This is a genomic window from Calothrix sp. 336/3 (assembly GCF_000734895.2).
In the GTDB taxonomy this organism is placed as follows: Bacteria; Cyanobacteriota; Cyanobacteriia; order Cyanobacteriales; family Nostocaceae; genus 336-3.
The window spans coordinates 3,683,599-3,709,535 of record NZ_CP011382.1 but is presented as its reverse complement, the minus strand read 5'-3'; the positions used below and the strand labels follow the sequence as shown (position 1 = coordinate 3,709,535).

18 protein-coding genes and 1 pseudogene are annotated in these 25,937 nt (G+C 41.4%); 2 read left to right on the top strand and 17 right to left on the bottom strand.

The window, feature by feature from the left end; all coding sequences use genetic code 11:
- Window positions 1–223: 223 nt before the first annotated feature.
- From ctaD to IJ00_RS15505, 7 genes are all read right to left on the bottom strand, one after another.
- Entirely contained in the window at window positions 224–1,903 is a 1,680-nt protein-coding gene (gene ctaD / locus IJ00_RS15535) for a cytochrome c oxidase subunit I (RefSeq protein ID WP_035154411.1), read from the bottom strand.
- A 39-nt stretch (window positions 1,904–1,942) separates the two neighbouring features.
- Window positions 1,943–2,878, bottom strand: a complete 936-nt coding sequence (locus IJ00_RS15530) for a cytochrome c oxidase subunit II (RefSeq protein ID WP_035154409.1) — start codon at window positions 2,876–2,878, stop codon at window positions 1,943–1,945.
- A gap of 13 nt (window positions 2,879–2,891) precedes the next feature.
- Window positions 2,892–3,497, bottom strand: coding sequence for a DUF2231 domain-containing protein (locus tag IJ00_RS15525; protein ID WP_035154407.1), 606 nt, complete (start codon window positions 3,495–3,497; stop codon window positions 2,892–2,894).
- Entirely contained in the window at window positions 3,494–3,994 is a 501-nt protein-coding gene (locus tag IJ00_RS15520) for a DUF2231 domain-containing protein (RefSeq protein WP_035154404.1), read from the bottom strand. The genes IJ00_RS15525 and IJ00_RS15520 overlap by 4 nt, the downstream gene beginning before the upstream one ends.
- 354 nt (window positions 3,995–4,348) lie before the next feature.
- Complete coding sequence (locus tag IJ00_RS15515) at window positions 4,349–4,687, bottom strand: XisI protein (RefSeq protein WP_035154402.1); 339 nt, start codon at window positions 4,685–4,687, stop codon at window positions 4,349–4,351.
- Window positions 4,675–5,094 carry a XisH family protein gene (locus IJ00_RS15510; RefSeq protein WP_035154401.1) on the bottom strand — a complete coding sequence of 140 codons (420 nt, stop codon included), beginning with the start codon at window positions 5,092–5,094 and terminating at the stop codon, window positions 4,675–4,677. The genes IJ00_RS15515 and IJ00_RS15510 overlap by 13 nt, the downstream gene beginning before the upstream one ends.
- A gap of 186 nt (window positions 5,095–5,280) precedes the next feature.
- A complete protein-coding gene (locus IJ00_RS15505) occupies window positions 5,281–7,863 on the bottom strand; it encodes a CHAT domain-containing protein (protein ID WP_082127338.1) in 2,583 nt (860 codons plus the stop codon).
- A gap of 86 nt (window positions 7,864–7,949) precedes the next feature.
- On the opposite strand from IJ00_RS15505, the gene IJ00_RS27810 reads away from it, so the two are divergent.
- Window positions 7,950–9,149: an ISAzo13 family transposase gene (locus IJ00_RS27810; protein ID WP_082127446.1), complete on the top strand. Its 1,200-nt coding sequence runs from the start codon at window positions 7,950–7,952 to the stop codon at window positions 9,147–9,149.
- Between the two features lie 231 nt (window positions 9,150–9,380).
- On the opposite strand, the pseudogene IJ00_RS15500 reads toward IJ00_RS27810, so the two are convergent.
- From IJ00_RS15500 to IJ00_RS15460, 9 genes and pseudogenes are all read right to left on the bottom strand, one after another.
- Window positions 9,381–10,391, bottom strand: a pseudogene (locus IJ00_RS15500) (tetratricopeptide repeat protein); the annotation flags it as partial.
- Between the two features lie 119 nt (window positions 10,392–10,510).
- Window positions 10,511–10,951 carry a PIN domain-containing protein gene (locus IJ00_RS15495; RefSeq protein ID WP_035154397.1) on the bottom strand — a complete coding sequence of 147 codons (441 nt, stop codon included), beginning with the start codon at window positions 10,949–10,951 and terminating at the stop codon, window positions 10,511–10,513.
- Entirely contained in the window at window positions 10,948–11,199 is a 252-nt protein-coding gene (locus IJ00_RS15490) for a hypothetical protein (RefSeq protein ID WP_035154395.1), read from the bottom strand. The genes IJ00_RS15495 and IJ00_RS15490 overlap by 4 nt, the downstream gene beginning before the upstream one ends.
- Before the next feature lie 210 nt (window positions 11,200–11,409).
- The gene (locus IJ00_RS15485; RefSeq protein ID WP_035159123.1) at window positions 11,410–11,691 is read right to left on the bottom strand and encodes a DUF2470 domain-containing protein; all 282 of its coding nucleotides are present in this window, start codon (window positions 11,689–11,691) and stop codon (window positions 11,410–11,412) included.
- A 35-nt stretch (window positions 11,692–11,726) separates the two neighbouring features.
- Window positions 11,727–16,616: a response regulator gene (locus IJ00_RS15480; RefSeq protein ID WP_035154393.1), complete on the bottom strand. Its 4,890-nt coding sequence runs from the start codon at window positions 16,614–16,616 to the stop codon at window positions 11,727–11,729.
- Window positions 16,617–17,030: 414 nt separating this feature from the next.
- Window positions 17,031–19,955, bottom strand: a complete 2,925-nt coding sequence (locus IJ00_RS15475) for a methyl-accepting chemotaxis protein (protein WP_035154391.1) — start codon at window positions 19,953–19,955, stop codon at window positions 17,031–17,033.
- Window positions 19,956–19,970: 15 nt separating this feature from the next.
- On the bottom strand, window positions 19,971–20,549 hold the full coding sequence (locus IJ00_RS15470; protein ID WP_035154389.1) for a chemotaxis protein CheW: 579 nt from the start codon (window positions 20,547–20,549) through the stop codon (window positions 19,971–19,973).
- A gap of 13 nt (window positions 20,550–20,562) precedes the next feature.
- Window positions 20,563–20,928 carry a response regulator transcription factor gene (locus IJ00_RS15465; protein WP_035154387.1) on the bottom strand — a complete coding sequence of 122 codons (366 nt, stop codon included), beginning with the start codon at window positions 20,926–20,928 and terminating at the stop codon, window positions 20,563–20,565.
- A 505-nt stretch (window positions 20,929–21,433) separates the two neighbouring features.
- A complete protein-coding gene (locus IJ00_RS15460) occupies window positions 21,434–22,636 on the bottom strand; it encodes a response regulator (protein WP_035154385.1) in 1,203 nt (400 codons plus the stop codon).
- Window positions 22,637–23,096: 460 nt separating this feature from the next.
- Here IJ00_RS15460 and hmpF point away from each other — a divergent pair, with 460 nt between their 5' ends.
- On the top strand, window positions 23,097–24,845 hold the full coding sequence (gene hmpF, locus IJ00_RS15455; RefSeq protein WP_035154383.1) for a pilus motility taxis protein HmpF: 1,749 nt from the start codon (window positions 23,097–23,099) through the stop codon (window positions 24,843–24,845).
- 99 nt (window positions 24,846–24,944) lie between these two features.
- Here hmpF and tilS read toward each other — a convergent pair whose 3' ends face one another.
- Window positions 24,945–25,937, bottom strand: coding sequence for a tRNA lysidine(34) synthetase TilS (tilS, locus tag IJ00_RS15450; RefSeq protein WP_035154382.1), 993 nt, complete (start codon window positions 25,935–25,937; stop codon window positions 24,945–24,947).

The following is a 25,937-nucleotide window of genomic DNA, read 5'->3' as shown; positions in this document are numbered from 1 at the left end:
TGTAGTAATGACACATGGACTTACGCAGAGAGGATAAAAATTCGAGAGGATTTTGTGTGTCCTGATACTAAGTTGCGATCAGAAATAGTAGTTTATATACTGTCATTGCGACGTTCGGGAAGCAATCTCATTATCGTGAAACTACTAAGACAGAAGCTACTTGGTATGAACTATGGTTAAATGCTGGTGATGATTTAACCACGAAAAAGTCAAGAACAGGAAATTAGGAATGTGACACAGGGTTTACAGGTGGGGTGTCAGCTGTCAGAGGTGTAGATTTTCCGTATCCATAGGGTTCGGAGATAATTACGGGAATGCGATCGAAGTTTTCCACCGGTGGGGGTGAAGATACCATCCACTCTAAACCGATCGCCCGCCAAGGATTATCTGGTGCTTTTGTACCATACATCCAGGAGCTAATCATATTAAAGATGAAGGGTAGGGTAGCCATTCCCAGGAGAAATCCTCCCAAACTGGCAATTACGTTCCAGAAAACCAAATCATCAGCATAGGAAGCAGCACGACGCAACATTCCATGTAATCCTAGGGGATGCATGGGGAAAAAGTTTAAGTTTGTACCGATGAAGGTTAGCCAGAAATGCAGCTTACCTAAACCTTCGTTGTACATTTTCCCCGTCATCTTGGGGAACCAATGGTACAAAGCGGCAAACATTCCCATGGTGACAGTTCCATACAGCACATAGTGGAAATGTCCGACAACAAAATAGGTATTGTTGACATGGATATCGACTGGTACGGAGGATAGCATAATCCCAGTAATACCAGCGAAGACAAACATAATTAAACCGCCTAAGGCAAATAGCATCGGGGTATTGAGGCGAATCTTACCACCCCATACGGTAGCAACCCAGGCGAATACTTTGATACCTGTAGGTACGGAAACACACATCGTAGACACCATAAACAGCATCCGCATCCAGCCAGGAGTACCAGAAGCATACATATGGTGTACCCATACCAAACCACTTACCCCAGCAATTACCAAAGAAGAAATGGCAACGACTTTATAACCAAATAGAGGTTTGCGGGAATAAACGGGGAAAATCTCGGAAAATACGCCGAAAATCGGCAGGATAATCACATAAACCGCAGGGTGAGAATAGAACCAGAAGAAATGCTGGAACATTACCGGATTACCACCTTTGGCAGGATCGAAAAAGCTCGTGCCGACGGTTAAGTCAAACAGTAACATAACTGCCCCGGCTGTGAGAGCAGGGAGTCCAAATAGCTGGATGATTTGAGCGCTCAATACTGCCCAAACAAAGATGGGCATCCGGAATAAAGTCATACCGGGGGCGCGCATCTTAAAGATGGTAGTAACAAAATTTACCGCCCCCATGATGGAAGATACCCCGGAGATTGCCACAGCTAGCAGCCAGAGTAACTGACCGTTAATTAGGCTACCTGTAGGGTTTTGCACACTCACGGGAGGATATGCCCACCAACCAGCTTGGGAGGGACCCTCTGGGAGGAAAAAGCTTGCCATCAGAAGGATACCGACAACGGGAACCATCCAAAAGGCGGCGGCATTGAGGCGCGGAAATGCCATATCCCTTGCCCCAATCATTAGGGGTACAAGGTAGTTAGCGATACCAACTAGAGAGGGAAATGTCCAGAGAAACAGCATGATTGTGCCATGCATGGTGAACATTCCGTTATAGAAAGTGCGATCGCCTAAATCTGCGGGAGGTGTAATTAATTCGGCGCGGATAATCATCGCCAGAATCCCACCAACTAGGAAGAAAACAAAGGAGGTAACGAGATATTGAATCCCGATAACTTTGTGGTCGTGACTAAAGGTAAAATAGGTCTTCCAAGTTGTGGGCGGATGGGCGTGATGATGCAAATCCGCAGCATCTGTACTAGAAACTTGTATCGTCATAGGTGTCCTGGTGACAGTGATATATTCGGTTTTCCATCCTCAACCGGGGTAATTAACTAGGGGAGGAGCTGCGGGAACTACGGTTGCCCAGCCTGTTTTGATGGGGCGATGGGAAGCGGCTGCATATTCTTCTGCCGCTTGGTTTGGGGCTGGGGTGGGTTTATGGGATGCAGCTTTACTCAACCAACGTTTATAATCCTCTGGGGATTCTACAACTACCTTGGCAGTATTAGCGGCAAAGTAAGTACCACTAAATTGAGAATCTGTCAAAGTATAGCTACCAGGACGAATTGGGGTAAATTCAAAATCGATATCTTGTTTAGGGATGATATCTTGTTTGACGCGGAATTCCGGGATGTAGAATCCGTGGAGTACGTCTTCTGATTTTAAGGTGAGTTTTACCCGTTGGTTGGTGGGTAAATGCAGTTCACTACTAGTAAAGTTTTTCTCTGGGTAAGTAAATATCCAAGCCCATTGTTTGGCTGTAACTTCGATATCTGTGGGTAGAGATGAGACTTCTTCACTTTCCACGGGTTGGACTTTTTTACTCCAGGGAGCAGCATGGGCAACTTCCATCCCTAATTTAGGCAGATGGATATGCATCATTTCCATGGGACCGCGAATTGCCATTTGGTCGTAGACTTGATAGCTATAGGCGGCAATCCAGACAACCAAAAGAATAGGAATAGCTGTCCAGACAATTTCTAAGGTAATATTACCTTCGATGTGAGGACCATCACTATAGTCATATTTGGCAGCACGGTGAAAAAAGACAGCATATAACAGTGTGCCAGTGACTCCTAGGAAGATAAAGGCTCCCAGAGTTGTCAAAAAACTAAATAATTCATCAATTAAATGGGATTCGGCAGCAGCTTGGGGAGGAAACCAGGAATAAGCTTGCTCACCGATCCATAAACTCGCAGCAGTGAGAGCGATCGCGCTCACCGTGAATAAGAAAATACGACGCAATGTCATGGCAAATCCTTGATTACTTCAGCAACAGATTGGGGTTTTCACCCATACGCAACAAAGCATCGGCGGTATTATGTATGCCAAATTCACCCGCTAGGTGCGCTCCCAAGGTTCCGTGAATGAACATGACAAACAGGATGAGAAATCCAGCGAAAATATAACTACCTTGTACTTGCTGACTGGTATCTTTACGCCATGCAAACCGTTGAAAACCCCGCCATAGCGTCATTCCCACAATCAGTGCGAGGAGAAATACCCCACCCACACCATGCCATAACATCGTTTCCATAGCTTTTAATCCCCAAGCACTGGTGACATCACTAGGTGCTTCTGCCAGCATGATTTCATAGAAACCAGCTGCCACGGTAAAAAAGCTGATAACTGCCGCAGCGACGATGTTATACCAACCAACATCAAAAAAGTTGGAGCGAGTCACCGAGAGAGATAAAAATTTAAAAACAGGCTTTTGATAGGGGAATAGCACACCCACGATATCAAAGGCGATCGCCGCGATAAACAAACCTAAGGTTAAATGGACTAAATTCGGATGGATGGGAATCATGTAGGGTAACCCATTTGCCCCTAACTGACTCCGCAACTGCTCGATTAATTCTGTATTCATCGCAAAACTCCCTGTTTCATCGCTTCCACTACGGGAACAGTGTGCAATCCATATACCCACACCAGTAAATCTCCCAAGTAGACTTGGAAGAAAACTAGGGAACTCAATAACAAACCAACTCCGAGGTAAGGTAGGGGCACTTTTTCGGGATTATGGGAACGAATCACGTAGCGCCAAGCAGTAATTGCGGCGATAATACCTGATAAAGACCAACCAATCAGAGTGTGTAGGTTGAGTACAGGTACTACAGAATCGTAGGGTTCAGCTAAACCTGCTTCCAATTGTCCAAAAATAATGGCGATGAAAATAGCGACGGTGGCAAATAGCATATTCCACCAACTCACCTCAAAAAACCGAGGTTTGTGTGTAAAATACCCAACAACATCGCAACAAAAAGCAAATAGCACCATCGCAATCACAAAGTGAACCACAATCGGATGCATCGTGTCTGGATACGGCAGATTATGGTCGTTCAGAGCCATAAAGTAGTTAAGCATAGTATTCTCCTGGGCATATCTCTTGCAGCTAACCTCCAAGAGGAAATACTTGAAATCTAAATCATGGTATTACTTATTATTTTTTAATATTGTGTCCTATCAGGCTTTTTTTATTTTTGCGGTTCGTGCTTAAATATGATTTTTTCTAATTTAAATATAGGTATATTTTCCTGTAATATCTATTACCTGAATATCTTGGGGTATATTTGTTAAAGCTAATATGAATGTGATGGCGATCGCCACTTTTCACCAACTTTTAAACACTTAAAATCCCCAACTACTTCTACAAAGTCAGGGATTTCTAGGAAATACTTATAGATGAAGCAAGCTTTTACATTCTGTTACATAAATTGTTTAAACAACCCCAAATTCAGTGTATTCTCTAATAGCAGGAGATTTAAGCCCCAAAATAATATCGTCTTTTGTAACACCTTTTGCTATTAATTTATCTGCAATTGGTGTATCTGTTTGATTGCGTTGAATCCAAATTTTATCTTCTCTGATTTCCAAATGAAGTACACAGTTATAAATCCGTCGATGTCCTTTCCATCCCAAGTCAATTAATAGATATCGGTCATTAGCTAAATCAAAGACAGTTTCTGATTCAATAATATCTCCTCCTAATGTATCACCTTGAGATTCTTCAATTAAGATTTGCTGAATATATTGGCGATAATTAGTCAATTTATCCATTTAGTAATCACCTCATTCACTGAGTCATATATTATTAATTTTATTTGATATTTTTTTATGGCAGCTTGTGGTAAATCTCGATAAAAAAATGATTCATAGGCTTCAATAGGAACAGCTAAATATAGCAGACGTTCTGGCTCAATTTCTTCTAAAATTAGATGATAATTTAAAAATTGCCCCAAAGCCAGATGAAAGTCAAAGATAGCTGAATCACTTAAAAAACTTTTGATTTCTACAGCTATTTTTTGTTCAGATTTTTCTGCCCCTAAAAGTTGCTCCGCTCCTAAATCAATGGAAATTTTATCCTCTTCACCGAATTCAATACGTAATGGGTCGTGAGTGATTACCCATCCCTCTTTTTCTAAACCTTGCTTGACAGCATAATGAAATTTATCTCTAGCAGACATGAATCATAGCTTGACATTCTCTTTAATTTTAATCGTTTTTAGGAAAATTTGCTATTGCTTACTTCAAGTGTGTTCGCGTTAGCTTCCCATTTGTGCGCTAATCGGTGGGTAGTATTCGACTGAGCTTCGCCAAACCTCCGAAGTCTTACCCACCTTCCAGATATAAATTCAATAGGAAACAGCTGATTATCGCCATTCTCCCAAAAACGTAAACGCTGCCCAATAATTAGGATTACGCCATTTTTCCTGTTGCCACATCTTTAATTGTGTTGCCCTTAATGCCTGATTTGCTGATTTACCATCCTGCAACATTTGCTTGTAGAATTCCTGCATAAAAGCTGCTGTACCTTCATCATCTACTTTCCATAAAGACACTAGCAATCTTTCTGCACCGGCATACATTAATCCCCTCGTCAATCCAACTAAACCTTCCCCTTGAATTTCTTTCCCTAAGCCAGTTTCGCAAGCACTTAATACAATTAAATCTGCTGGATAATCGAGGTTAAATAAATCCCCTAAACGTAAATATCCGCGAATATCTTTACCCTGTTTATCCACTAAAGAAAGGACAATACCTGATAACTCTGGATTTACATCATTCACAAAACCGTGGGTAGCAAAATGTAAAATTCGGAACTGATTTAAAGCGCTACTGGTTGCCCAATTATAGTTAGCTTCAAAATCAAAAGCTTCCAGACGGCTTGATTTTGGTACTAGTTTTAAAATCTCCTCAGCTTCTTTACGTGTACCGGGAAGTCGATTCCAAACTGAACGATTAAGAATATCAGCAGAACGTTTGAGAGCAGAGCGTTCTATTTCTATACCCAAAGAATCGGATGATTTTGTTTTTTGTTCCTTGTTACGGGCATTTTGCAAACGAATCTTAGCATCGTCAGCGCTATATACTGGATCTGCAAGGATAGCTAGAGCTTTTTTACCTACAGAAGAGCGGGTTTCTTGACGTTGAATGGCAATGGTTGACGCGGAAGGTAGATTAACTATTTCATGATTAACAAATAGGGGTTGGTAGTTAAATTTTTTCCCTGATTCTGGGATATCTGGGGTAACATCAATACCTCTATTATCTTTTGGGTTATTCTCTTCTAGTTTGCAAAGTTGATTTTTCTCCTCTTTTCCTTGCTGGGGAGGATTTTTGGCGGTTAAATCAACTAAGGCAGCAAAGGGAACATATTGCAAAGCACCATCGGCAACTATAACTAGGCGTTTTTTCCCTAATTTGCTTTTCACAGGTGCAAGGATAAGCTGACTCAATTCCGTTGCAGCTTTCTCAATTATGCGAGTTTTGATGTTTGCACAGGGATTTTCTTTGTTTGTTGCGGAAGGTGGTTTAGAACTGTAATCACTGATGAGGCAAAATAAATTAATAGCACTTTTGTCTATTTCTGACTTTTTAGGTAATTCGTAGGTATCGAGGGAATTGGGAGACACCACCCATAAGAAACTGCGTTCTTCGCCTAATGAATATTGTAAAAGTAGGGTATCTTTATCTAGTTGCTGTTGAATTTGGGCTAATTTTAACGGCTGGGGATATTTCAGATTGGCGTATTTGGGATTACTTTGGCGAATTTTCGTTTCTAGTTGCTTTTGTTGGTTGAGAAGCTCGTCAATTTCTGTTTGTAATTTTTCTGCATTGGCTTTGAGAACTGGGTTTCTGATTTTCTCACTACTAATAATTTCCAAGCGTATTTTTTCTTTAGCATTAATTAAGTCTTGTAAGCGGTTTTCTTCTGCTAAAAGTTCCGGATTTGCACCTTTACGAATATTTGCGCGTGCTTCGGTTAGGAGTTCTACAAGCCCCCTTGCGCGGGAAGCTTCGCTGGTTTCAATTGCTTGAGCATTATATCCTTTTGATGGGTCTTTTTTGTGCAGTTCCATCAACAGGTTGATTTTGAATTTGTAGTAGTTTTGAACTGTGGCGAAATAGGATGTACGTAAGTCTGTATTTTGAACATTACCGCGTATATTTTCGACAATTTTTATTGCTGAGTCGATGTTGGTAAGTGCGGTTTCTAGGTTTTTTAGTTTGCGTTGATTGATGGCTATTTGATAGTTGACTTGAGCTTCTCCTGTTTTGTCTTGTAAAGTCTGCCGTAGTTTTAGTTCTTCGTTGAGTGTCTTTATTGCTTGTTGGTATTGTTTTTGAAATTCGTAAGCTGTGCTGATTGTGTTTAAAGTTTCAGCTTCTTTCACTTTTAAGTCTGAATTTCTATAGCCATCTAGAGCTTTCTGATAACTATATAGGGCATTTTTATAATCTCCTTGTACGAGATATATACTACCAATAATTCCAATAGATGCAGTTTCTTGAAAAGAATATTTATGTTTCTTTGATAATTTCAACGCCAGATTAGCAGCCTCAAAAGCTTTGGTATAATCCTTCTGATCACGATAGGTTCTTGCTAGACCATAGCGTATGCTTATTTCAGATATATAATCCTCTTTATTTAATAACTTAAGAGCTTCATTATATGATGTAAGTGCCTCATTAAATTGTCCATTTTTTTGATGAACTCCACCTATGTACAGAAGGATTCTAGATTGTTGAGCCTTGTTATCAAGTTTCCTGTAAATATCTAGCGCTTGGTTATAAGTTCTAATGCTTAATGCACTATCACCTAATGAATTGTAGAGCAATGCAATATTACCAAGAGTGCGAGCTGCTGCTTTAGGGTTTTTTGTTATGGAAAGCTCAATTTGCAAGGCTTCGTTATAATGCTCTAATGCAACCTGATAATCTCCTTGTTGGATATAGAGACCTCCACAGAATGATTGATCCTATGATGAGAGAAAGATAATTTCAGTGTGCAGCCTACCTCATGTCTCCAAAATCTATCATTCAACTCACCGAAAATCTAAAATCTCTTTACATCAAAACAGCGAAAAAACTCAAGGGAAGCGACCGACGACAATTCATGGCAGAAGTGGTCAAAGGGTTGGGAATAGGTGGACAGACTTTAGTAGAACGTGAATTGGGGTGGAATAGACGCACTATCCGTAAAGGGATGCAGGAGTTAGAGAGTGGTCAGCCTTTTATTGATGGTTTCGAGCGTAGTGGACGTAGGCGGGTGGAAACAAAATTACCAAACTTGTTGTCGGATATTAAATCTTTAGTAGACCCACAAAGCCAAACTGACCCCAGCTTTAAAAGTATCCGTTTATATACACGCATGACTGCAAGTGAAGTACGTCGTCAGCTAATTGAACAATGTGGTTATAGTGACGAAGAACTACCTTCATCAGAGACAATTCGACGACGATTGAATGATTTGGGTTATACCTTAAAACGAGTTCTTAAAACTAAGCCTACCAAGAAGATTCCAGAAACAGAAGCCATTTTTGAACAAGTCGAGCAAATCAATACTGAAGCTGATAATGATCCTCATACTCTGCGAATCTCCATTGATGCGAAGGTGGCAGTTAAAGTTGGAGAATTTGACAGAGGTGGAAAAACTCGCGTACCGACTATCTCCCTAGACCATGATTTTGCTCCAGAAACAACCCTTATTCCCTACGGAATTTTTTTACCTGAATACAACGAATTATTTCTATTTTTCGTTTCTTCAAAATTGACTGCTGATTGTATTGTTGACATAGTTGAAAGCTGGTGGCAAAGCATTAAACATCGATTTACTCACATTCAAAAACTGGTAATTAATCAAGATAATGGACCAGAAAATCATTCCCGTCGTACCCAATTCATGAAGCGCATTATTGACTTTGCTACATCGTCTAAACTGTCATTGCAACTTGCTTATTATCCCCCTTATCATAGCAAATATAATCCAGTGGAGCGTTGTTTTGGCTGGTTAGAGCAGCATTGGAATGGTAGTTTAGTTGACACTGTTGAAGCGGTACTGAATTTCGCTAAAACCCTTACCTTTAAAGGACAAAATCCAGTGGTGACTCTAGTTGAAAAAGTCTATTCTACTGGGGTTAAGCTGACAAACAAAGCGATGGCGGAAGTCGAAAAACAGATTTATCGTCTTCCCAATCTCAGAAAATGGTTTGTGGAAGTTTTTGCTAAACCAGCATAACCACTGGATCATCTTTTTTGTGGAGTTCTCATAAATATCACCTTGTTGGTTAAGAGTTGATGCTTCTTCGTCCTTTTCACCAGTTTTACGGTTAAGTTCAAGTACTTCTTGCGTATATTTTAGTGCTTGTTGGTTATTACCTAGAAAATTTCGATAGATACTGACAATCGATCCAAGACTTAAAGACTCTAAGGTTGTCCATCCAGCTTCATGGAAAATTGATTTTGATTTTTGGTAGTATTTAACTGCTTTTTCGTAATCTCCTCGTAAAATATAAACACTGGCAATATCATTAAGAGTGGGAGCTTGATCAACTAATTGACCTTTTGTTGATTGTATTTGCAAGGCTTTATTTAAATATTCTAGAGCCAAATCATGTTTACCTAATTTACCGTGAAGAGAGCCAATACTTTTAAACATTTCAGCCTCTCCTAAAAAATCTTTTTTCCCACGATAAATTTCTAGGGCTTGATTGTAGTATTTAAATGCTAATTCAGACTCACCTATGAGGGAATGTATAAAAGCAAGAGAATTTAGAGTATGAGCTTCTTTTACTTGGTCTTTCTCAGCCGTGCGATAAATTTCTAGTATTTGATTCAGGTAGTTAATTGCATTCTTCGTCTCGCCTAATCTCATATAGACACGAGAGATAGAAGATAAATTTATAGCTAAGAAACGAAATTGTTTCTGTGCCCGAAAGGTTGATTCTGCCCGCTTCAAATATTCAAGTGCTTTTTGTGTTTTTCCTATACCGCTATAGGCATCACCAATCATACCAAGTACACTTGCTTCAAATACAGGTTGATTCAATTCCTGCCAGATTTTTAATGCTTGGTTATATAAATCTAGTGCTTGCTGATGTTCTGAGAGATAAATATTAACTAAACCAATCTTCATTAATATTTCGGCTTGATCTGCTCGTAATCCCAACTCTTTAACTATTTTCAATGCTTGTTTATATTTCTCAATTGCTTGTTGATATCCTTCTTTTGTCCCTTTTTTCTGTAATTCCTGCGCTTCTTCATACAGCTTGACTCCCTCCTCATAGCGTTTCTGCTTCTCTCCACTCAAGGGAACAGAAGGAGTAGATACAGTTTGCTGTGCAATTTGTAACCCATTAGCTCTGATGTTTGCAGCTGTTGACTCGGATAATAAAAGCAGAGAGACAAATATAGTTACAGCACGAGAAGTCCACAGATTCAGTTTTTGTCTTATCTGTTGAGGTAGATGTTGATTATGCATACGTGATTATACTGAGTTTTGAGATTTCTACTTTAATATAGTTCTCAGGGTATACCGGGGTATGCAAAATCTATATACTTTTTTCGTAGGAAATTGAAACGCTAAACCAATATTCTTCGCTAAACTTCCAACTCACTCACTACTAAAACTCTCAATTCCGTCACCCGCTTAAAAGCCTCATCATTAGTCAAAAAAGCTTGACACTTAGCTATTAAAGCTGATGCAATCTGTAATGCATCGGGTAGTTGGAGATTGTAACGCACTCTAATTCTCGCAGCTTCTCGTGCTACGGATGAATTCACATCCATAAATATCACTTCTTCTTGCTGCAAAATATTAACAAAAGCCTGTTCTAAATCCGCTAATCCTAAACGTAACGGATGTATCAAACACTCTGCCAAAGTAATCGGAGATACTACAGGTGTAATATTAGTATCTAACCGTTCAAAAATTGGATCGACTAAATTAACAAAATGTGGATTGCGCTCTACAAAATAAATTACGGGTGCTGTGTCGAGAAATAAGCGAGAAACTCCCGCTAACCCATCACTAATATTCATTCATCTCCCCGCAACAAATGCTCTCGATATTCATCTCCTTCTCGTCGAGTGCGCGAAACCCACTCTTGAGCATCTTCACCAGTAAGCGGATAGGGAGCCATACCTTTTAAATCGCTCCACTTATTTTTAGTTTGGGGTTTGGTAATATTTTTCTTCATCCGTTCTACTAAATGCCCCATTACAGTCAATTGCTCTTCTGGAGTCAATTGTTCAATCTCGCTTAATATTTTTTCAAGTAATGGACTCATGAAGTCAGTGTTAATTTACTGCTATGAATTTTAGCATTTTTATTTATTACATACAGACGTTTCACCGAAAGGTTTCTAGGTGAATTGTGGTTTTACAAAATGCACACAATTATAATTTGTGACTAAATTCAGCAATGCAAGAAATTTTATTTTTCATATTATAAACTCCCCGACTTTTGAAAAAAGCCAGGGATATTATTATCTGATGATTTATTTTGCCTGTCTTGCCTGTTTTACCATAGCAATTAGGGTTTGATGGGCATCCTCAGAGTCAGTGAGGGTATGGTCAAAGGAGATACGTACGGGTATAGCTTCGTTGTTGACAACTGCTTGTAAATCCATACCTTCAGCATCTATTTTCAGCATTTGAGCTGTAGTCACATCAGTTAAACCACCGAAGGACTTAGCATACAGGGCGATCGCCTCTGCATGGTCTTCGTTCATGTGTTTACAGATGCGATCGCTAACTTCCGCAGAGAAGGGAGAAGACATAGTTGTAAATTCAAGTAAATTCAAGATTGCCATCATCAATTATTACTTGTACTATGCACCAACTTCTCACCCTTGAGCATACGAGATGCAGCTTCTAGTAATGCTTCTTCTAAATATGGTTTAGTAAAGTAACCACTGGCTCCTAAACTAATTGCCATTTGACGGTGTTTGTCGGCACCACGGGAAGTTAACATGGCGATCGGTAAGTGGTTGAGACTGGGGTCTTTTTGGATACGGGAGAGTAGTTCTAGACCGTCACAGCGAGGCATTTCAATATCGCAGAATACGAGGTCACAGGGTAAACCAGAACGTAATTTATCCCAAGCTTCCTGACCATCTCGTGCTTGTTCTACACGATACCCAGCTTTATTGAAGGTGAGAGAAAGCAGTTCTCGGACAGTGATGGAGTCATCGATGATTAATACTGTTGGGTCAATCTTGGCAGCAATCACCTCTTGATTAGCAGCTTTTTGTTCCCAAAGACTGACGCTGCTTTGCTTGGAGGTACGTCCTTGGAAGATATCGATAATTTCCAAGACATCGGCGATCGGCATAATCCGTCCATCCCCTAGAACCGTTGCACCGGCAACACCGATGGGTTTAGGTGCGGGACCTTCAAATTGTTTGATAACGATTTCTTGCTCACTGAGAACTAAATCAACTTGTAAGGCGATAAAAGTTGTTGCCGAGCGTACCACCACCACGGACACCATATCATCATCACGGGTGCCACCGTAGACATTCCCGCGACTAAGTTGACGGTTAAAGGTGAGTAATTCTTTTAAAGGTCGGAAGGGTAGGAGAGTATCTCGCCAAGAAATAAATTTTTCTCCTTGAGCATTTTGTTGAATATTCTTCATCGGAATATCCAGGGTATCTTCCACACCATCCATGGGGAAAGCAACTCTCGCTTTATCTGAGACACAACAGAGCGCTTTGCAGATACTCAAAGTTAAAGGTAGACGAATTGTAAAAGTGGTTCCCTGATCAATTTTGGAATCAATGGTGATGGAGCCACGAATTTCACTAATTTTTGTGCGTACCACGTCCAAACCTACACCCCGACCGGCAAGTTCGTCTTCCTTGTCTTTAGTACTGAAACCTGGGGTAAACAATAGGTCGTAAACATCAATGTGAGAAAGGTTTTTTGCCTGTTCTGGAATAATAATACCTTTACTCAGAGCCTTTGCCTTGACAGCTTCGGAGTTAATACCCGCACCATCATCACTGACAGAAATCACTGTTTGGTTCCCTTGGTGGAAAGCGGAAATGGTGATTTTTCCGACATTCGGTTTACCTTTGGCTTGTCTTTCCTCTGGGTTTTCAATTCCGTGGGCGATCGCGTTATTTAACAAGTGGTTTAAGGGGTTCTTGAGATGCTCCAAAATCATCTTGTCAATTAAGGTATCTCGACCTTGGATGGTCAATTCCACCTGTTTTCCATACTTGATGGCATTATCGCGCACCCCACGGGGTAACAAGTCCGTTGCTTGGGAAAAGGGTTCCATTCGGGATCTAGTTAATCCCTCTTGCAGTTGGGTGGTAACTTGTCGGAATTGCCGTGCTACTCGTTCGGTTTCCTCTGTGACGAAATCAATGTCACTCGCAGACTCCCGCACTCGGACAATTAATTCAATCATCTCCTGGGAGAGGGTGTGGAAAGGAGTAAAGCGATCCATTTCCAGTTCTGAGAAACCGCGATCGCTCTCTTGGATAACCGGAGCAAAATGACTAGCTTGCCGACTGGCTAAAAGAGAAGCTTCTAGTAGCGATCGCTCATATAATTCCTGCATTCTCGCACCCACATCGGATAATTGTTGCACCTGGGACAACAGATTATCTAAGGATTGCCGCAAACGCTCTTGATCTTGTTCTAGGGTGTTGCGATTAACTACTAATTCCCCGACTAGATTACTTAAGTCATCGAGGTGTTTAACAGGAACCTTCATTAACTGCTCAAACCGCGATGCTTGCCAGTTGGGGTTGCGTCCTGTTGGTAAACTGCTTCCACCTGGTGTAATACTTCCCCCTAACATCCCCTCTAATTCCTTGAAGGGGTCATCTTCTGTTGTTGTTACGGGGGAAATAGCTGCTTGTATAGGTTCTGGGGGAGGTGGCAAAGCTGGTGTGTCACTATCGACACCTAGTAAACTTTCTAAGTCAGCAAAATCATCTAGAGTGACGGCTGTAGAATCTACAGGGAACACCTCTGGTTCTTGAAGTAAGTCATCCAGTTCTGCAAATGTCTCTAGCCCAGCAGCCACATCGGGAACATACTCCGTATTATTCAATACAGGTGTGAAGTCTAAATCTAATGCTTCGGAATTATCACTTTCTGTAAATAAATCGTCGTCTAAATTCAGTGATGAATCTGATAAATCATCGATATCACCTGGGATGTCTGATACATCTAAATTCAGGGATAATTCTGCTATTTCATCTCCAGGAATATCTGAGATATCTAAATCATCAAATTCTAGTTGTAGCTCCTGCTTATATGTGACTTGCTCCTCATGCAGGAAGGTGTCGAAATCTTCGTCTCCCAAGGAATCAGATATTGCAGAAACAACATTATCTTCAATCACCTCCACGGACTTCACATCTAGAATTACAGACTGATCAGCACCATGGGTAAATTCCGGTGTGTTTTCTTCTGCTTCCGGTTGTTGATAGAAAGTCCCGATTTCCTCCATAGAAACTTCCTGAGGAGAATTCTCTGGAGATTCAGCCAATATATTCAACTTCTGCTCTGGGGAAGAATTTGTGTTTAAGAAAACATCGGAAAATAACTCTTCGTTAAAATTTTCTAATTCTTCGTTAGCGGCGGTAATATCATCAATGTTGGCTGAAGCAATTAAAATTTCTTCTAACGCTGTTGCGGCATCTTTTTTCAACTCTGGAGGTTCATCTGTTGTGGATGTTTGCCACAAACTATTGATATCAGCTTGGGAAGGAGAAAATTCGATTGCTACCGTTGGTTGGAATAAATCTATTAAATCTTCTTCTTGAGAGTCAAAGGAGATGAGATTTTCTTCTTCTGTCTCGGAAAATAAACTATCAATATTCCACTCATCAAGACTTGCTTCGTAATTAGCAATTATTTCATCCGCGTCGATTTCTGGGAATAGATTATCTTCAGGAGTTTGGGGGGCGATCGCTACGAGATTCTCTTCTGTGTCGATTTCTGGGAACAGATTATCTTCAGGGGTTTGAGGGGCGATCGCTACGGGATTCTCTTCCGCGTCGATTTCTGGGAATAGATTATCTTCAGAAGTTTGGGGGGCGATCGCTACTAGGTTCTCTTCCTCGTCGATTTCTGGGAATAGGTTATCTTCAGGGGTTTGGGGGGCGATCGCTACGAGATTCTCTTCCTCGTCGATTTCTGGGAATAAATTATCCCCGTCACTCTTGCGTTCAATACCAATCGCTGTTAACTCCGCCAATACTAACTCATCGGAGTCTACAGTATCGGCAATTATATCTGGGGATAACTTTGGAATATTCTCTTCTATTTGAGGTGCTTCCTGGGGTTCTTCATCCAAGAAATCACCAAACAACTGTACGATTGTTAACTCGTCCCTTCCCTGAGGTTTGGGGTTCTGTTCCGAAGATACATTCCCATCCAAGGATAAAAATTCCGCTAATTCACTATCATTATTACCGTTTTCTGCTATTTGCTGATTGATAGCAACTGCTGCTGTATCATTGACTGCAACAGGTTCCAGAATTTCTTCCTCAATATCCCAACTCTCACTCAAGTCAGGAGTTTCCCCCTCAAATAATTGAGCAAGAGTGTGTAATTCTGCACTTCCGACTTCCGGACCATTAGGATCGAGGAAAATATCATCATCTTCCTCATCGTCGTCCTCATCATCATCTAATTGGAAAGACAACCCAGCAAAATTAGCAATCCCGTGATTTACCTCCAGCAAATTCTCATTTGCCAATTCATCCTCAGAATCAAAAGTTAACTCTTCAAAAACAATTAAATCTTCCTCAGTATCCGATTCTATTGGTTGAGCTTCTGCTTCCAGACTCGATAGATGATGAGTTTCAGACGGATGGGGAGTATTAATAAATAATTCTGCAAATTCTTGCTCTAAATTATTGTCATCAGTATCCGGAATATCTAATAAGGCAATTTCTGGAGGAATTAAAATCTCTAACTGTTGACTAATGGCAATTTCTGCCTCTCTCCCTGATAAAACCAGTTCTAAAGCTTGTTTAATATCGGTAATAACAATTTTTGCCAAAGTTAAATAGCTATTTTCGGGATGGGCGATCGCCTTCCGGGTTCCCTCACAAAGATTACACCAGTTACTCCAATTTCCCGGAGTACCAATTTGTGACAAATTACGACAACAGTCTTCTAAACTTTTGCGAGTTTCGGGAGTTGCAGGTTGCTTAAATAATTGCAACATCTCACGCAAAATCGCCATTACCGGAGCTTGAATTTGTTCTCGATTGGCAGTAGTTTCTTTGGGAGCAGGTTTCTCTGTTTCCGATGGCAACAAAGTCTCTAAATGCTCATTCAGCAAGCTAATCACAGGTTCCGCGTCTGCCATGATTGTATTTGCTGTCTCCTCAGTCAACCCAAAGGGACCTTGCAAATGCTCCAACAGCGCTTTTAGGGTATCAGATACACGCAGAAACAAAGACTCTAACTTTTGATCAACTTGTACAGGGTGTTCTTTTAACACCTTAAAACAGTCTTCCAAGCGGTGTGCTGTGTGTTGAATACTAGTCAAACCCAGCATCGCTGCTCCTCCCTTGATAGAGTGAGCTGCTCGAAAGACTTCATTAATCATTTCGGAGTCTTGCAAGGTACTCTGAAGATTTAGTAACCCCTGCTCAATAGTATTCAGGTGTTCCTTTGCTTCCTCAATAAAGTAGCCTAAAATGCGCTGTTGATGTTCTGGGAGCATAGTTTTGAGTCATCCGATTTGGGATTTTGATTGGGGATGGGGGATTTTGGATGATTCAATGAAATAAATCTCCAATATCAGGAATTAATTACCCTTTACTCTAGAAATTTTCAAGAAATTTTCAGGGTAATAAAAATAATCTTTCCCTGTTTTGTCTGGTTGCGATTTCAGTCTCAATGGATGAATTTACGGGTATTGAAAATCAAAGTAAAACTATTTATCCACAAGTATTGTGAATCACAATCATACATAAATCTGTTCCAGGGTCTTGAGCTTAATTGCATTGGTTCTTAATGATACACATGACCATAAACTAAATACTCTGTGACATCGATGTTGATCAGTAATTACTTGTGGCTGATATTTTCCTTCCCGTCAACTGCAAACTGATAGACTCCGAGGGAGATGGATAAATTACCGAGTTTCTGAAGTTTCTACGCGGAAGCGTTCCACAGAGGTAATCAAGTCACGGGAGACACCAACCAAGTGTTGTAAAGCACCAGATACCCGTTGCGCTTCCTGGGAAGTTTCCTGGGCTGTTAACTCCACAGATTGCATAACCTGGGCTACAGCACGGGAAGTTTCCGTTTGTTCCACAGTATCGCTAGTAATAGAACGTACCAAGCCATCAATACGGTTGGCAACTTGAATAATATTTTCTAGCGATCGCTTGGCTTCTTCTGCCAATTTTGTCCCTTTAATTACCTGTTGTGTTCCTTCCTCCATCGCTGTCATTACCGAACCAGTTTCACTCTGAATTTGCATCACGATTTGCTCAATTTCCTTCAGAGATTTAGCTGATTTATCTGCCAGCTGTCGCACCTCATCAGCAACGATCGCAAATCCTCGCCCTGCTTCTCCAGCCCGGGCTGCCTCAATACTGGCATTTAACGCTAGTAAGTTTGTCCGCGAAGCAATCTGAGAAATTAACGCCACAATCTTAGAAATCTCCTGGGAAGATTCGGCTAATCTCTTGACTTTTCGAGTTGTCTCTGCTACCGTTTCACGAATTTCAAGAATCCCTGCCACAGTATTTTCTACCGCGTCGCCACCCTTGAGAGCAATTTCACTCGCATCACGGGCAACTGCTTCTGCTTGTCGTGCCGCTTCTGCTACCCGTTGGATAGAGTCTGTCATCACCTGTACCGATTGCAGGGTGACAGCTAGTTCTTCCGCTTGTCGCAAAGCATCACTAGATAAAGCACGGGCAAAGGTTTCGGAATTAGTCGCTCCCTTGGTAACTTCCCGCGCCGCAACTTTTACCTGTTGCACAATATCTCGGAGGTTTTGAATTGTCAGGTTAAAAGCATCAGCCACCGCACCCAGTACGTCAGCTGTCACTTCTGCCTGCACTGTCAAATCTCCCCTTGCCGCTCCTTCTACGTCATCTAAGAGGCGAATTACCTGACGCTGTAAATTTTCCTTCGCTTCCTCTTGCTCATTAGCTTTGCGGTTAGCTTCGCTGGTAGTGGTTAAAATTACCCGCGCCATTTCGTTAAAACCCGCCGCTAATTGTCCAAACTCATCTTCCGAGTAGACTGTAGCTTGGGCATTAAGATTTCCTTGACGCACTGCTTCAAACTGAGTTTTTAAGTCTTTGGTAGTGCGGCGAATTTGTCTCATGGTGAGATTACCCATGAAACCAGCAGTAGCAAAACCAGCGATACCTGCCCCTAGAGCCATTGCCCAACCAGTATTTCTCACGGATTCCCTTTGTTGGGGTGGGGAGAAATTAGTCGCGGCAAAACTGACTAGAGCGACAACAAAAGCGGAAAACACACCTACAGAACCCGCAATTAACCATTGCTTGGTTTCTAGGGGAGCATTTTCTAAGGGGGCAAAAATTCCCTGTTCCACACTCACTTGCGGTTCCACATTGCTAGCATCTACCTGGGTGAATACGGGGACAGCTTCCTGGGAACCAGTGATACTAAATAGTTCATCATCGCGATCGCTCTCCACACCGCTAGTCGATGCATAATCGGGAAAATTGCTAGAACTCTTAGGTACAGAGGTACTAGAAGATTTCTTACTTGCTATGGAGGCAGAACTGAGGGGCTGGGAATTGCCAAAGTTGGTATCCGTGGAAATGTCGAACCCAGGAATATTACCTAAATCATCAAAATCATCAAAATCATCTAAAAATTCAATATTACTGCTGACAGATTTACTAGTACTTGTTTGAGAGCTTTTACCATTGAGAATACTGTCATCACTGGTACTAAAAACTTCCGAGCCGAAGGCAGATTCAAATGCCTCCATATCGAAACTGTCATTATCATCATCAAAATGATGTACTGGATTTTCTTCGGGTTTTGCTGATTTTGCTGCCCCAGGAAATTTATCTACATGGGATTTGCTAGTTGCACTTTCAGTGGAGAATAATTTCTCCTGGGAATTTGTGGGCGAACTCTCCCGACTACTTTTACTAGGATTTGGGGGAGTTCCCATTAATAAAGTCTCATCGTCGGATTGCTTGACTTTTGAGCCAACTTTACCAGGATTTTCTCTCTCCATAGAGGGAGCTTGGTAACTATTTTTCTCCACAGAAGAGGATAAATTCTCTTCCAAAGAATCTACAGGTGCAAAGAGAAAATCATGGAGACTCGGTGCTGAAGAATCTGATGATTGTTCCTGAGTCAGGGATGAAGAAAATAAATCGGGTTTACCCAATTCACTACTAGGAATATCTACATCTAAAAAGGAAGGTAATTCTAATTCCGACTGTCCAATCCAACTATTGGCAACGGATTCGCCATCAGTTTCCATCCCCTCAAGGGCAAAAGGATTATCTGCAATCCGGGAAGTAGAGTCAGGATTTTTGTCAACAATAATGCTGTCAGTGGGCATTTCAAAGGGATTTGCCGCGTCGGGTAATCCTTCCACGACTCCACCAGTCTCTGGGATGGGAGTAAAAGCATTAAGAGCTAAATCTTGGTCATCTAAAATTCCACCCAATCCCAAATCTGCTGCATCATTGGCTTCGCTATTTGGTGTTTGAGCAAAATCCAGTACATCATCTGTACTAATTTCCTCCAATCCGGCGATCGCCTCTAATTCTTGCAGATACTGACTGATATTATCCAAACTACTTTGAGCAAGACCGATCAGTTCTGAGTCTTGGGTTAGTCGTAATACTTCCTCGTAGTCAGATTTCGCAATATCAAATTTTTGTAAAACGTAATAAACATGACCGCGCAATAAACGAGTATTCGGGTCATTCGGCACATTTGCCACGACTTCATCAACTAGAGTCGCGGCTAATTCATAATTTTGTTGCGCGTAGGCTGTCAGAGCCTGTTGATATGTCTGCGCGTAATCATCTATACTCGCTGCCATTGCTGCCTCCCAATATCATCCTGCCCAGCGCGCACTTCGCAAAATTGCCATTTGATCTAACAGTCGTAAACAGTGGGGTGAATTCCCTGGGAATGCTAACCCTTTTTGCTGGGACTGTCTGGTATTTTTACTCCCATCTAAAAGCCACTCTCCTCGTAAAAAAGGAGTCATGGTATCTGGCACACTATTAGGTGCCATAAGATACTGCACATCTAGCCAGTCCATACCACCAATTTCATCGACTGCAAGACCAACAATTGTGTCTTGTTCCTCAATCGCAATCACGGAAATTTCCGCCCGATCTGTATTTAATGCCATGACTTCACCCAGAAATTGACCCAAGTCAGCCACCCAAATGACTCGACCGCGTAAATTTAGAGTACCCAAAAGTAAAGGAGAAGCATTAGGTATCGGAGTAATTCGATCAGGACTAAGTTCTATCACTTCACGGATGCCGGTTGCCGGCAATGCAAACTCCTGCTGCGAAGGAATGAAAAAACGCAGGTGTAGCTCACCCTCAGGACTTTCTACCTGTAGTTCCGGGCGGAAGTGATCTTGTCCAGTACCCCCTAAAAAGTCCGGTTTGCTGTCCATATTGCCTTTGTCCTTATCCTCGCAACAGTTGTTTGACTGTTCCCACCAACTCTGTTGGTTGAAACGGCTTGGCAATATAAGCATCCGCACCTTGTTTCATACCCCAGTAGCGGTCAAATTCTTCCCCTTTGGAAGAACACATGACTACGGGAACATTTTGAGTTTTAGGGTCAGATTTTAATCGACGGCAAACTTCATAACCATTCATTCGGGGCATGACAATATCTAATACCACTAAGTCTGGAGGTGCAGTTTCTATTGCTTGCAAGGCTTCTACTCCGTCACTGGCATGGGTAACCGTTAAGCCACTGGCTTTCAGGAGGTCTGTAATCATCTCCCTCTGAGCAATACTGTCTTCCACTATCAGAACTATACTCATATATGCCTATCTACCTCCTGGTGTAGATGTTCCTGCTTGGAACATTCCCTGATTCCCCGAATACACTTAATGTATAAAATAATTTTATTCCCTTACTAATTTACTCAGTAAAACTAATTGTAGTTACCTAACTTGTTTTTTAAGTTATAGCAATAAGCCACAAGTACTGAGAAATAACGGTTATCAACCGGGGATTCCCCATTGATATAGAATTCTGATTACTGAATCCTTAATCCTCAGTACTCAATGGCAAGCACCGTTTTGGTGATAATATTTTTTACTCCATCTTTGGTGAAATCAACAAGTGTTGAATTTAAGGATACAGGCTCAAATCAGTGGTTTAAAAGCCTGTATAAATGATTCAGCCCTAGGGGATGAAGTAATCCCACATATCACGGCATAGGCAATATATCTTGAATTAACTTTTTATACTGACCATGTATATGTAATTTTTTTTAGGCGCACCCTGAGTAATATCCCTTTCTCGATATATCACCGATTTTTTCTAAGCCAGGTGTGATTGCAACAAGTTCAGCATCTCTTGATTAGTAAATGGTGTTGTCAAATAATCTGTTGCTCCGACTATTGTGGCACGAGTTCGGTGTATAAAATCATGATTATCATTCAGTAAGACAATCGGTAAGGTGGCAAAATATTGGGAATGACGCAACATTCCACAGAGTTGATAACCATCTAACTCAGTCATGGCAACATTACACAGGAGAAGATGGGGAGGATCCTGGAACATCAAACTTAAGGCTTCTAGGGAATTGTTGAGGGCGATCGCCACATAACCCTGCTCCTGACAAATTGCCTGTACTTGCTGGCAAACTTCTAGAGAATTATCAATACACAGGATACGTAACTGGTTGGGCTTCACAATAGCAGGTGACTGACTGACTAGGTTTAATGTCTGATTGCTAGAACTATTCTTTGCAGGAACAACTGGAGAGTCAGCAACATTTACCCAACCTTGCTGAACGTAGGGATAAATTGCCTTTGCCAAGGTGACAACATCCCGATTCAGGTAACGAGCTAATTGACGTAAATTCGTTTTCCCGTCAGCCCATTGTTGTAATCTCGTGACTGTGGCGATCGGTAGAGAGGAACGTAGATTGGGAATATCTTTGAGAATGGGAAATTGTTGGGGTGATTGAATATGGGGCAAAAATTGCTGCCACTGTTGAGCTTGATGGATGAGATTTTCCAGAAGTGGTGTCACTTGCCAAGTGCCAATTTGGGGGTTTAAAGCTACAGAATTGATATATGTAAAACTACCTTGACGTAACAAATTTAAATCAAATAAGGTTTCCTGAATCAAGTTATGGATAATACTACGTGCTTGCTTCGGCTCTAGTATATTTTCTGCCAATAGTTTCCAGATATAGGCATACTCTGGAGGATTCAGTTCATCTGCTTCAATATTTGGCAAGTCTTCAACTGCTAACTTGACTCGATAATGACGCAGGTAATCACTCAGACGGGAAAGGGAGGGAGAAGCAGAGCTTGTCTCATCCTTACCAGCATAAATAATTTCACCATTCACGAAAAAGACTAACCAGCTATTTAGTCTATTTTTTGTCTCTTTCCCTAAGTTAAATTTCTGAGGTGGACTGTGGGCTTCTACACACAATATGCCTGTTCGCTGCCCCATCTCTATCAACCGCAGAATACTGCAAAAATCAATTTCCTTTAAGTTTCCCCACATTGAGTCAAAAATACTCCTGGTAATTCGGTTGAGACTCTTTGTTAATTTTGCCCTTGTATTTTTCTATTCATCAAGGGAAACAGGGGAATAGGGGAAGGATGGTAGAGCCGAACTGAATGTTGCTATCACCTGTAACCAGGTCTGTCTATTCTGTTACCCATGGGAGATGGGATTATTCTAAATTTTTTTGATAGTTGTCAAATCTTAAACAATTTTAATATACTCCCAGGAAGTGAGTAATCACACGGTAGTCAGTACAAATCATCGGAGTCCAAAATATAGTGATGTAAGATATCAGTTCTATGAGTGTTGGGACTTACGACTCCCCATTTATAGGCTTTCATAAATATACTTGCCTGTTTTATTGAGATGAGTCTTCAAGGATATAAAGCGGGCTAATGTAATTATCTAATGTATATCCCGTAACTTAGACATTAAGTACATCCAAAGGATTAAAGGTGTGCTGTATTTAGCAGAAGTACAAAAACAAAAAGGTAGTTTATTAGGTGGCGCTGGCAAAACAGAGCTAAAGCTTTTAGCTTGTCAACGTACTGACCAAAGTTGGAGTAATGTTTCCGAAGAGGTAATTTCAGCAGAGGAAGCAAACAAATTAAACGATGGTGCTTTAGTACTAGTTGAGTTAAACCCGCAAAAGCAAGTTCAAAGAGTACAAGAGGCAGGTCGTCCCCTTGTCAATATTTTGCAGAATTTCTCCCGACAACTGGAAAAATTTAAAGTTAAGGAAGATGAGATTGATCAGTGGAAGGAGTCACTGACATTCCAAGCGCAGGAATTTAACCGTCGAGAGATGGAAATGGAAGCGCGTTTAGAAGAACTCCAGCAAATGGAGGAAGAGTTTCACCGCTTAGAGGCAGAAAAACAGCAGTTTGAAGCCCTACATCAGGAAACAGAAAAACTCCAAGCAGAAATCGAACGCAAAAACCAAGAATTAGAGGGTGCTTGGGAGCATTTGCGGGGTGAGCAGCGACGTTTAGAAGAGCGTCAAGCAGAGATGCAAGGGGGGAATGTTTTAGATGAAGAACAGGGAAGGATTTTAGTTGATTTAATTGAGCGTCTGGGTAGCGATCGCCCATCCACAGACAGTGTGAGTGAGCACCTACAATATGCTCTGGAAATGGTGGAACAACAGCAAGGTATCCTGAATCCCCATTGGCAGCAATTAGAACAACAAAGGACGGCTGTTGGTGAGCAACAAGCGGAATTTGACCGTTTATCGCAGATTCTCTCTGAGCGTCAAGCTGAGTGGCAACAGATACAAAAAACCCTAGAGGAGCAAGCAACAGTCCTGACAACACAGACTGCAACCCTCAAAATGAAGGAAGAGTGGGTAGAACTTCTCAAAGGACAATTACAGCAGCAGGAAGAGTTGCATCAAACCATGCAATCTTTGCTGGTATCCAATGATGAGAACTCTGTCTCTGGGGTTGACTTAGCAGCTTTGGAAAACATGTCCTTGGAGGAATTGCAGACTACCATTCAAGATTTGCAAGAAAAGCTGAGAATTGACTCTAGTTTTGTACATGATCAAGAACAGGAGTTGATTTATAAGCAGCAGACTATTAATGAACTGCAAGAAAAAATCAATCAAGTATCGGATGGGGAGCGAGGTGAATTAGAGACGGAAATCGCTGATGAGAAAGACTCTTATCAAATGTTGAATGAGACTTTGGTAGGGCAACGTCGTAGTATCACTGAGCGTAAATCTCTGCTGAAACAGCATAAGATGGTTTTATGGCGCAGACAGGGACAAACACCTGATGATGAGGGAGTAAATATAGATTTGAGTCCAGCTTTACAGGAATTGGAGAGACAAAAAGAAAAATTGTCAGTTCAATTACAAGCTGTTATGGGGGAAATTTCCCAACTCCAAGGTAATATCTCCCAAATCCAGGAACATCTGACGCAACAAACTCCTGAACAGGAAACAAAGCGCCAGGAATTGCAGGAAATGGAGGATAATCTCAAGTCTTTGCGGACAGCGATCGCGGAATCCTGGGGAAGGGTGAATCTTTATCAGGAAGCATTGCAACCGATTCAAGATTCTTTGGATGGAATGCGGCATAAATTACAAGTTGTTGCCGAAAATCTCACTCAAGTTCAAAACTCTGGCAATTCCCAACAGGAAATGATTGCCCAGATGCGGGAAACTCTCATGGGTTTGATTGCTCAACCTGCCTTGGCTGCTTAGATAGATTTGGGACAAAAGTTAGGGAAAAGGGGAAATGGTAAGGAAAAGGGGATATGTATCCTAACACCGAACCTCATCCCTTTTTTTCTGGCGAAATTACTATTTTGGGGACAAGTTTCTAAGAAATAATATCTCGTCTCCCATCACCTGGGCGATCGCTCCTCCAGGAAAGGGGTCTGTTTGTGTGCGGTTAGGGGCGATAATTAATCCTGTGAGTTTCTCTATATGCTCAAAATTGGGCGCAATATTGATTACTTCTAGCAATATTTGCCGCATAACTCGTCTTTGTAATGCTAGGGGTACTGTTTGTAAAATGCGACGATTGATTCTTATATAGTCAGGGGTTGGGGCAGAAAAACACTTTTCCCTGAGTTCTGTGGCAATACTTTCTAAATACTCAACATCTGCTTGTAATAGTTCGGCTGTTTGTCCGAGGGCAGATTCTAGGTTGGGGTTGAAATTTTCTCGTAAATATGGTAATAGTTCTTGGCGAATGCGATTACGCGCATACTTGGTATCTTGATTTGTAGAGTCTTCCCAGATAGGTAATTGGTAATCTTGGCAAAATTGGGCAGTTTCCCTGCGGGTGATTGCGAGTAAGGGACGAATCAGAAAAATGTTTGCTGTCAGGGGACGTTGCCAAGCCAGAGCTTGTAAACCATCTGCACCACTGCCTCGCATTAAATTGTACAGCAGTGTTTCGGCGCGATCGCTCTGGGTATGACCTGTAACTATATATTGATATTCGGATGCTTGGGCAATTTCTGTTAGTACTTGATATCGCCAATTTCTGGCTGCTGCTTCTGTGTTGATGGCTTCTGTGGCAGTTGCTAAATGAAAGGGTACTTGCCAAGATTGGGCGAGATTTTCTACATGATGGGCATTAGCTGCTGAATCTGCACGCCAACAATGATCACAATGGGCAATGCTGATATACCAACCCCATTTTGATTGTAAATCCAAAAGTAAACGAATTAAACATAGGGAATCCTGCCCACCGGAAACTGCAACTAGTAGACGCTGATTCTGGGTAATTAGATGGCGATCGCGGATTGTGCGATGGATTTTTGCATGGAGAGAAGTCCACGGCAT

Bases quoted from the DNA above. Each gene is read 5' to 3' on its own strand.
- IJ00_RS15530 (WP_035154409.1), bottom strand. From the start codon at position 2,878: ATGACATTGCGTCGTATTTTCTTATTCACGGTGAGCGCGATCGCTCTC.
- IJ00_RS15495 (WP_035154397.1), bottom strand. From the start codon at position 10,951: ATGAATATTAGTGATGGGTTAGCGGGAGTTTCTCGCTTATTTCTCGAC.
- IJ00_RS15465 (WP_035154387.1), bottom strand. From the start codon at position 20,928: ATGAGTATAGTTCTGATAGTGGAAGACAGTATTGCTCAGAGGGAGATG.
- IJ00_RS15485 (WP_035159123.1), bottom strand. From the start codon at position 11,691: ATGTCTTCTCCCTTCTCTGCGGAAGTTAGCGATCGCATCTGTAAACAC.
- IJ00_RS15480 (WP_035154393.1), bottom strand. From the start codon at position 16,616: ATGCTCCCAGAACATCAACAGCGCATTTTAGGCTACTTTATTGAGGAA.
- IJ00_RS15460 (WP_035154385.1), bottom strand. From the start codon at position 22,636: ATGTGGGGAAACTTAAAGGAAATTGATTTTTGCAGTATTCTGCGGTTG.
- IJ00_RS15490 (WP_035154395.1), bottom strand. From the start codon at position 11,199: ATGAGTCCATTACTTGAAAAAATATTAAGCGAGATTGAACAATTGACT.
- IJ00_RS15510 (WP_035154401.1), bottom strand. From the start codon at position 5,094: ATGTCTGCTAGAGATAAATTTCATTATGCTGTCAAGCAAGGTTTAGAA.
- IJ00_RS15525 (WP_035154407.1), bottom strand. From the start codon at position 3,497: ATGAATACAGAATTAATCGAGCAGTTGCGGAGTCAGTTAGGGGCAAAT.
- IJ00_RS15515 (WP_035154402.1), bottom strand. From the start codon at position 4,687: ATGGATAAATTGACTAATTATCGCCAATATATTCAGCAAATCTTAATT.
- IJ00_RS15520 (WP_035154404.1), bottom strand. From the start codon at position 3,994: ATGCTTAACTACTTTATGGCTCTGAACGACCATAATCTGCCGTATCCA.
- ctaD (WP_035154411.1), bottom strand. From the start codon at position 1,903: ATGACGATACAAGTTTCTAGTACAGATGCTGCGGATTTGCATCATCAC.
- IJ00_RS15475 (WP_035154391.1), bottom strand. From the start codon at position 19,955: ATGGCAGCGAGTATAGATGATTACGCGCAGACATATCAACAGGCTCTG.
- tilS (WP_035154382.1), bottom strand. From the start codon at position 25,937: ATGCCGTGGACTTCTCTCCATGCAAAAATCCATCGCACAATCCGCGAT.
- IJ00_RS15470 (WP_035154389.1), bottom strand. From the start codon at position 20,549: ATGGACAGCAAACCGGACTTTTTAGGGGGTACTGGACAAGATCACTTC.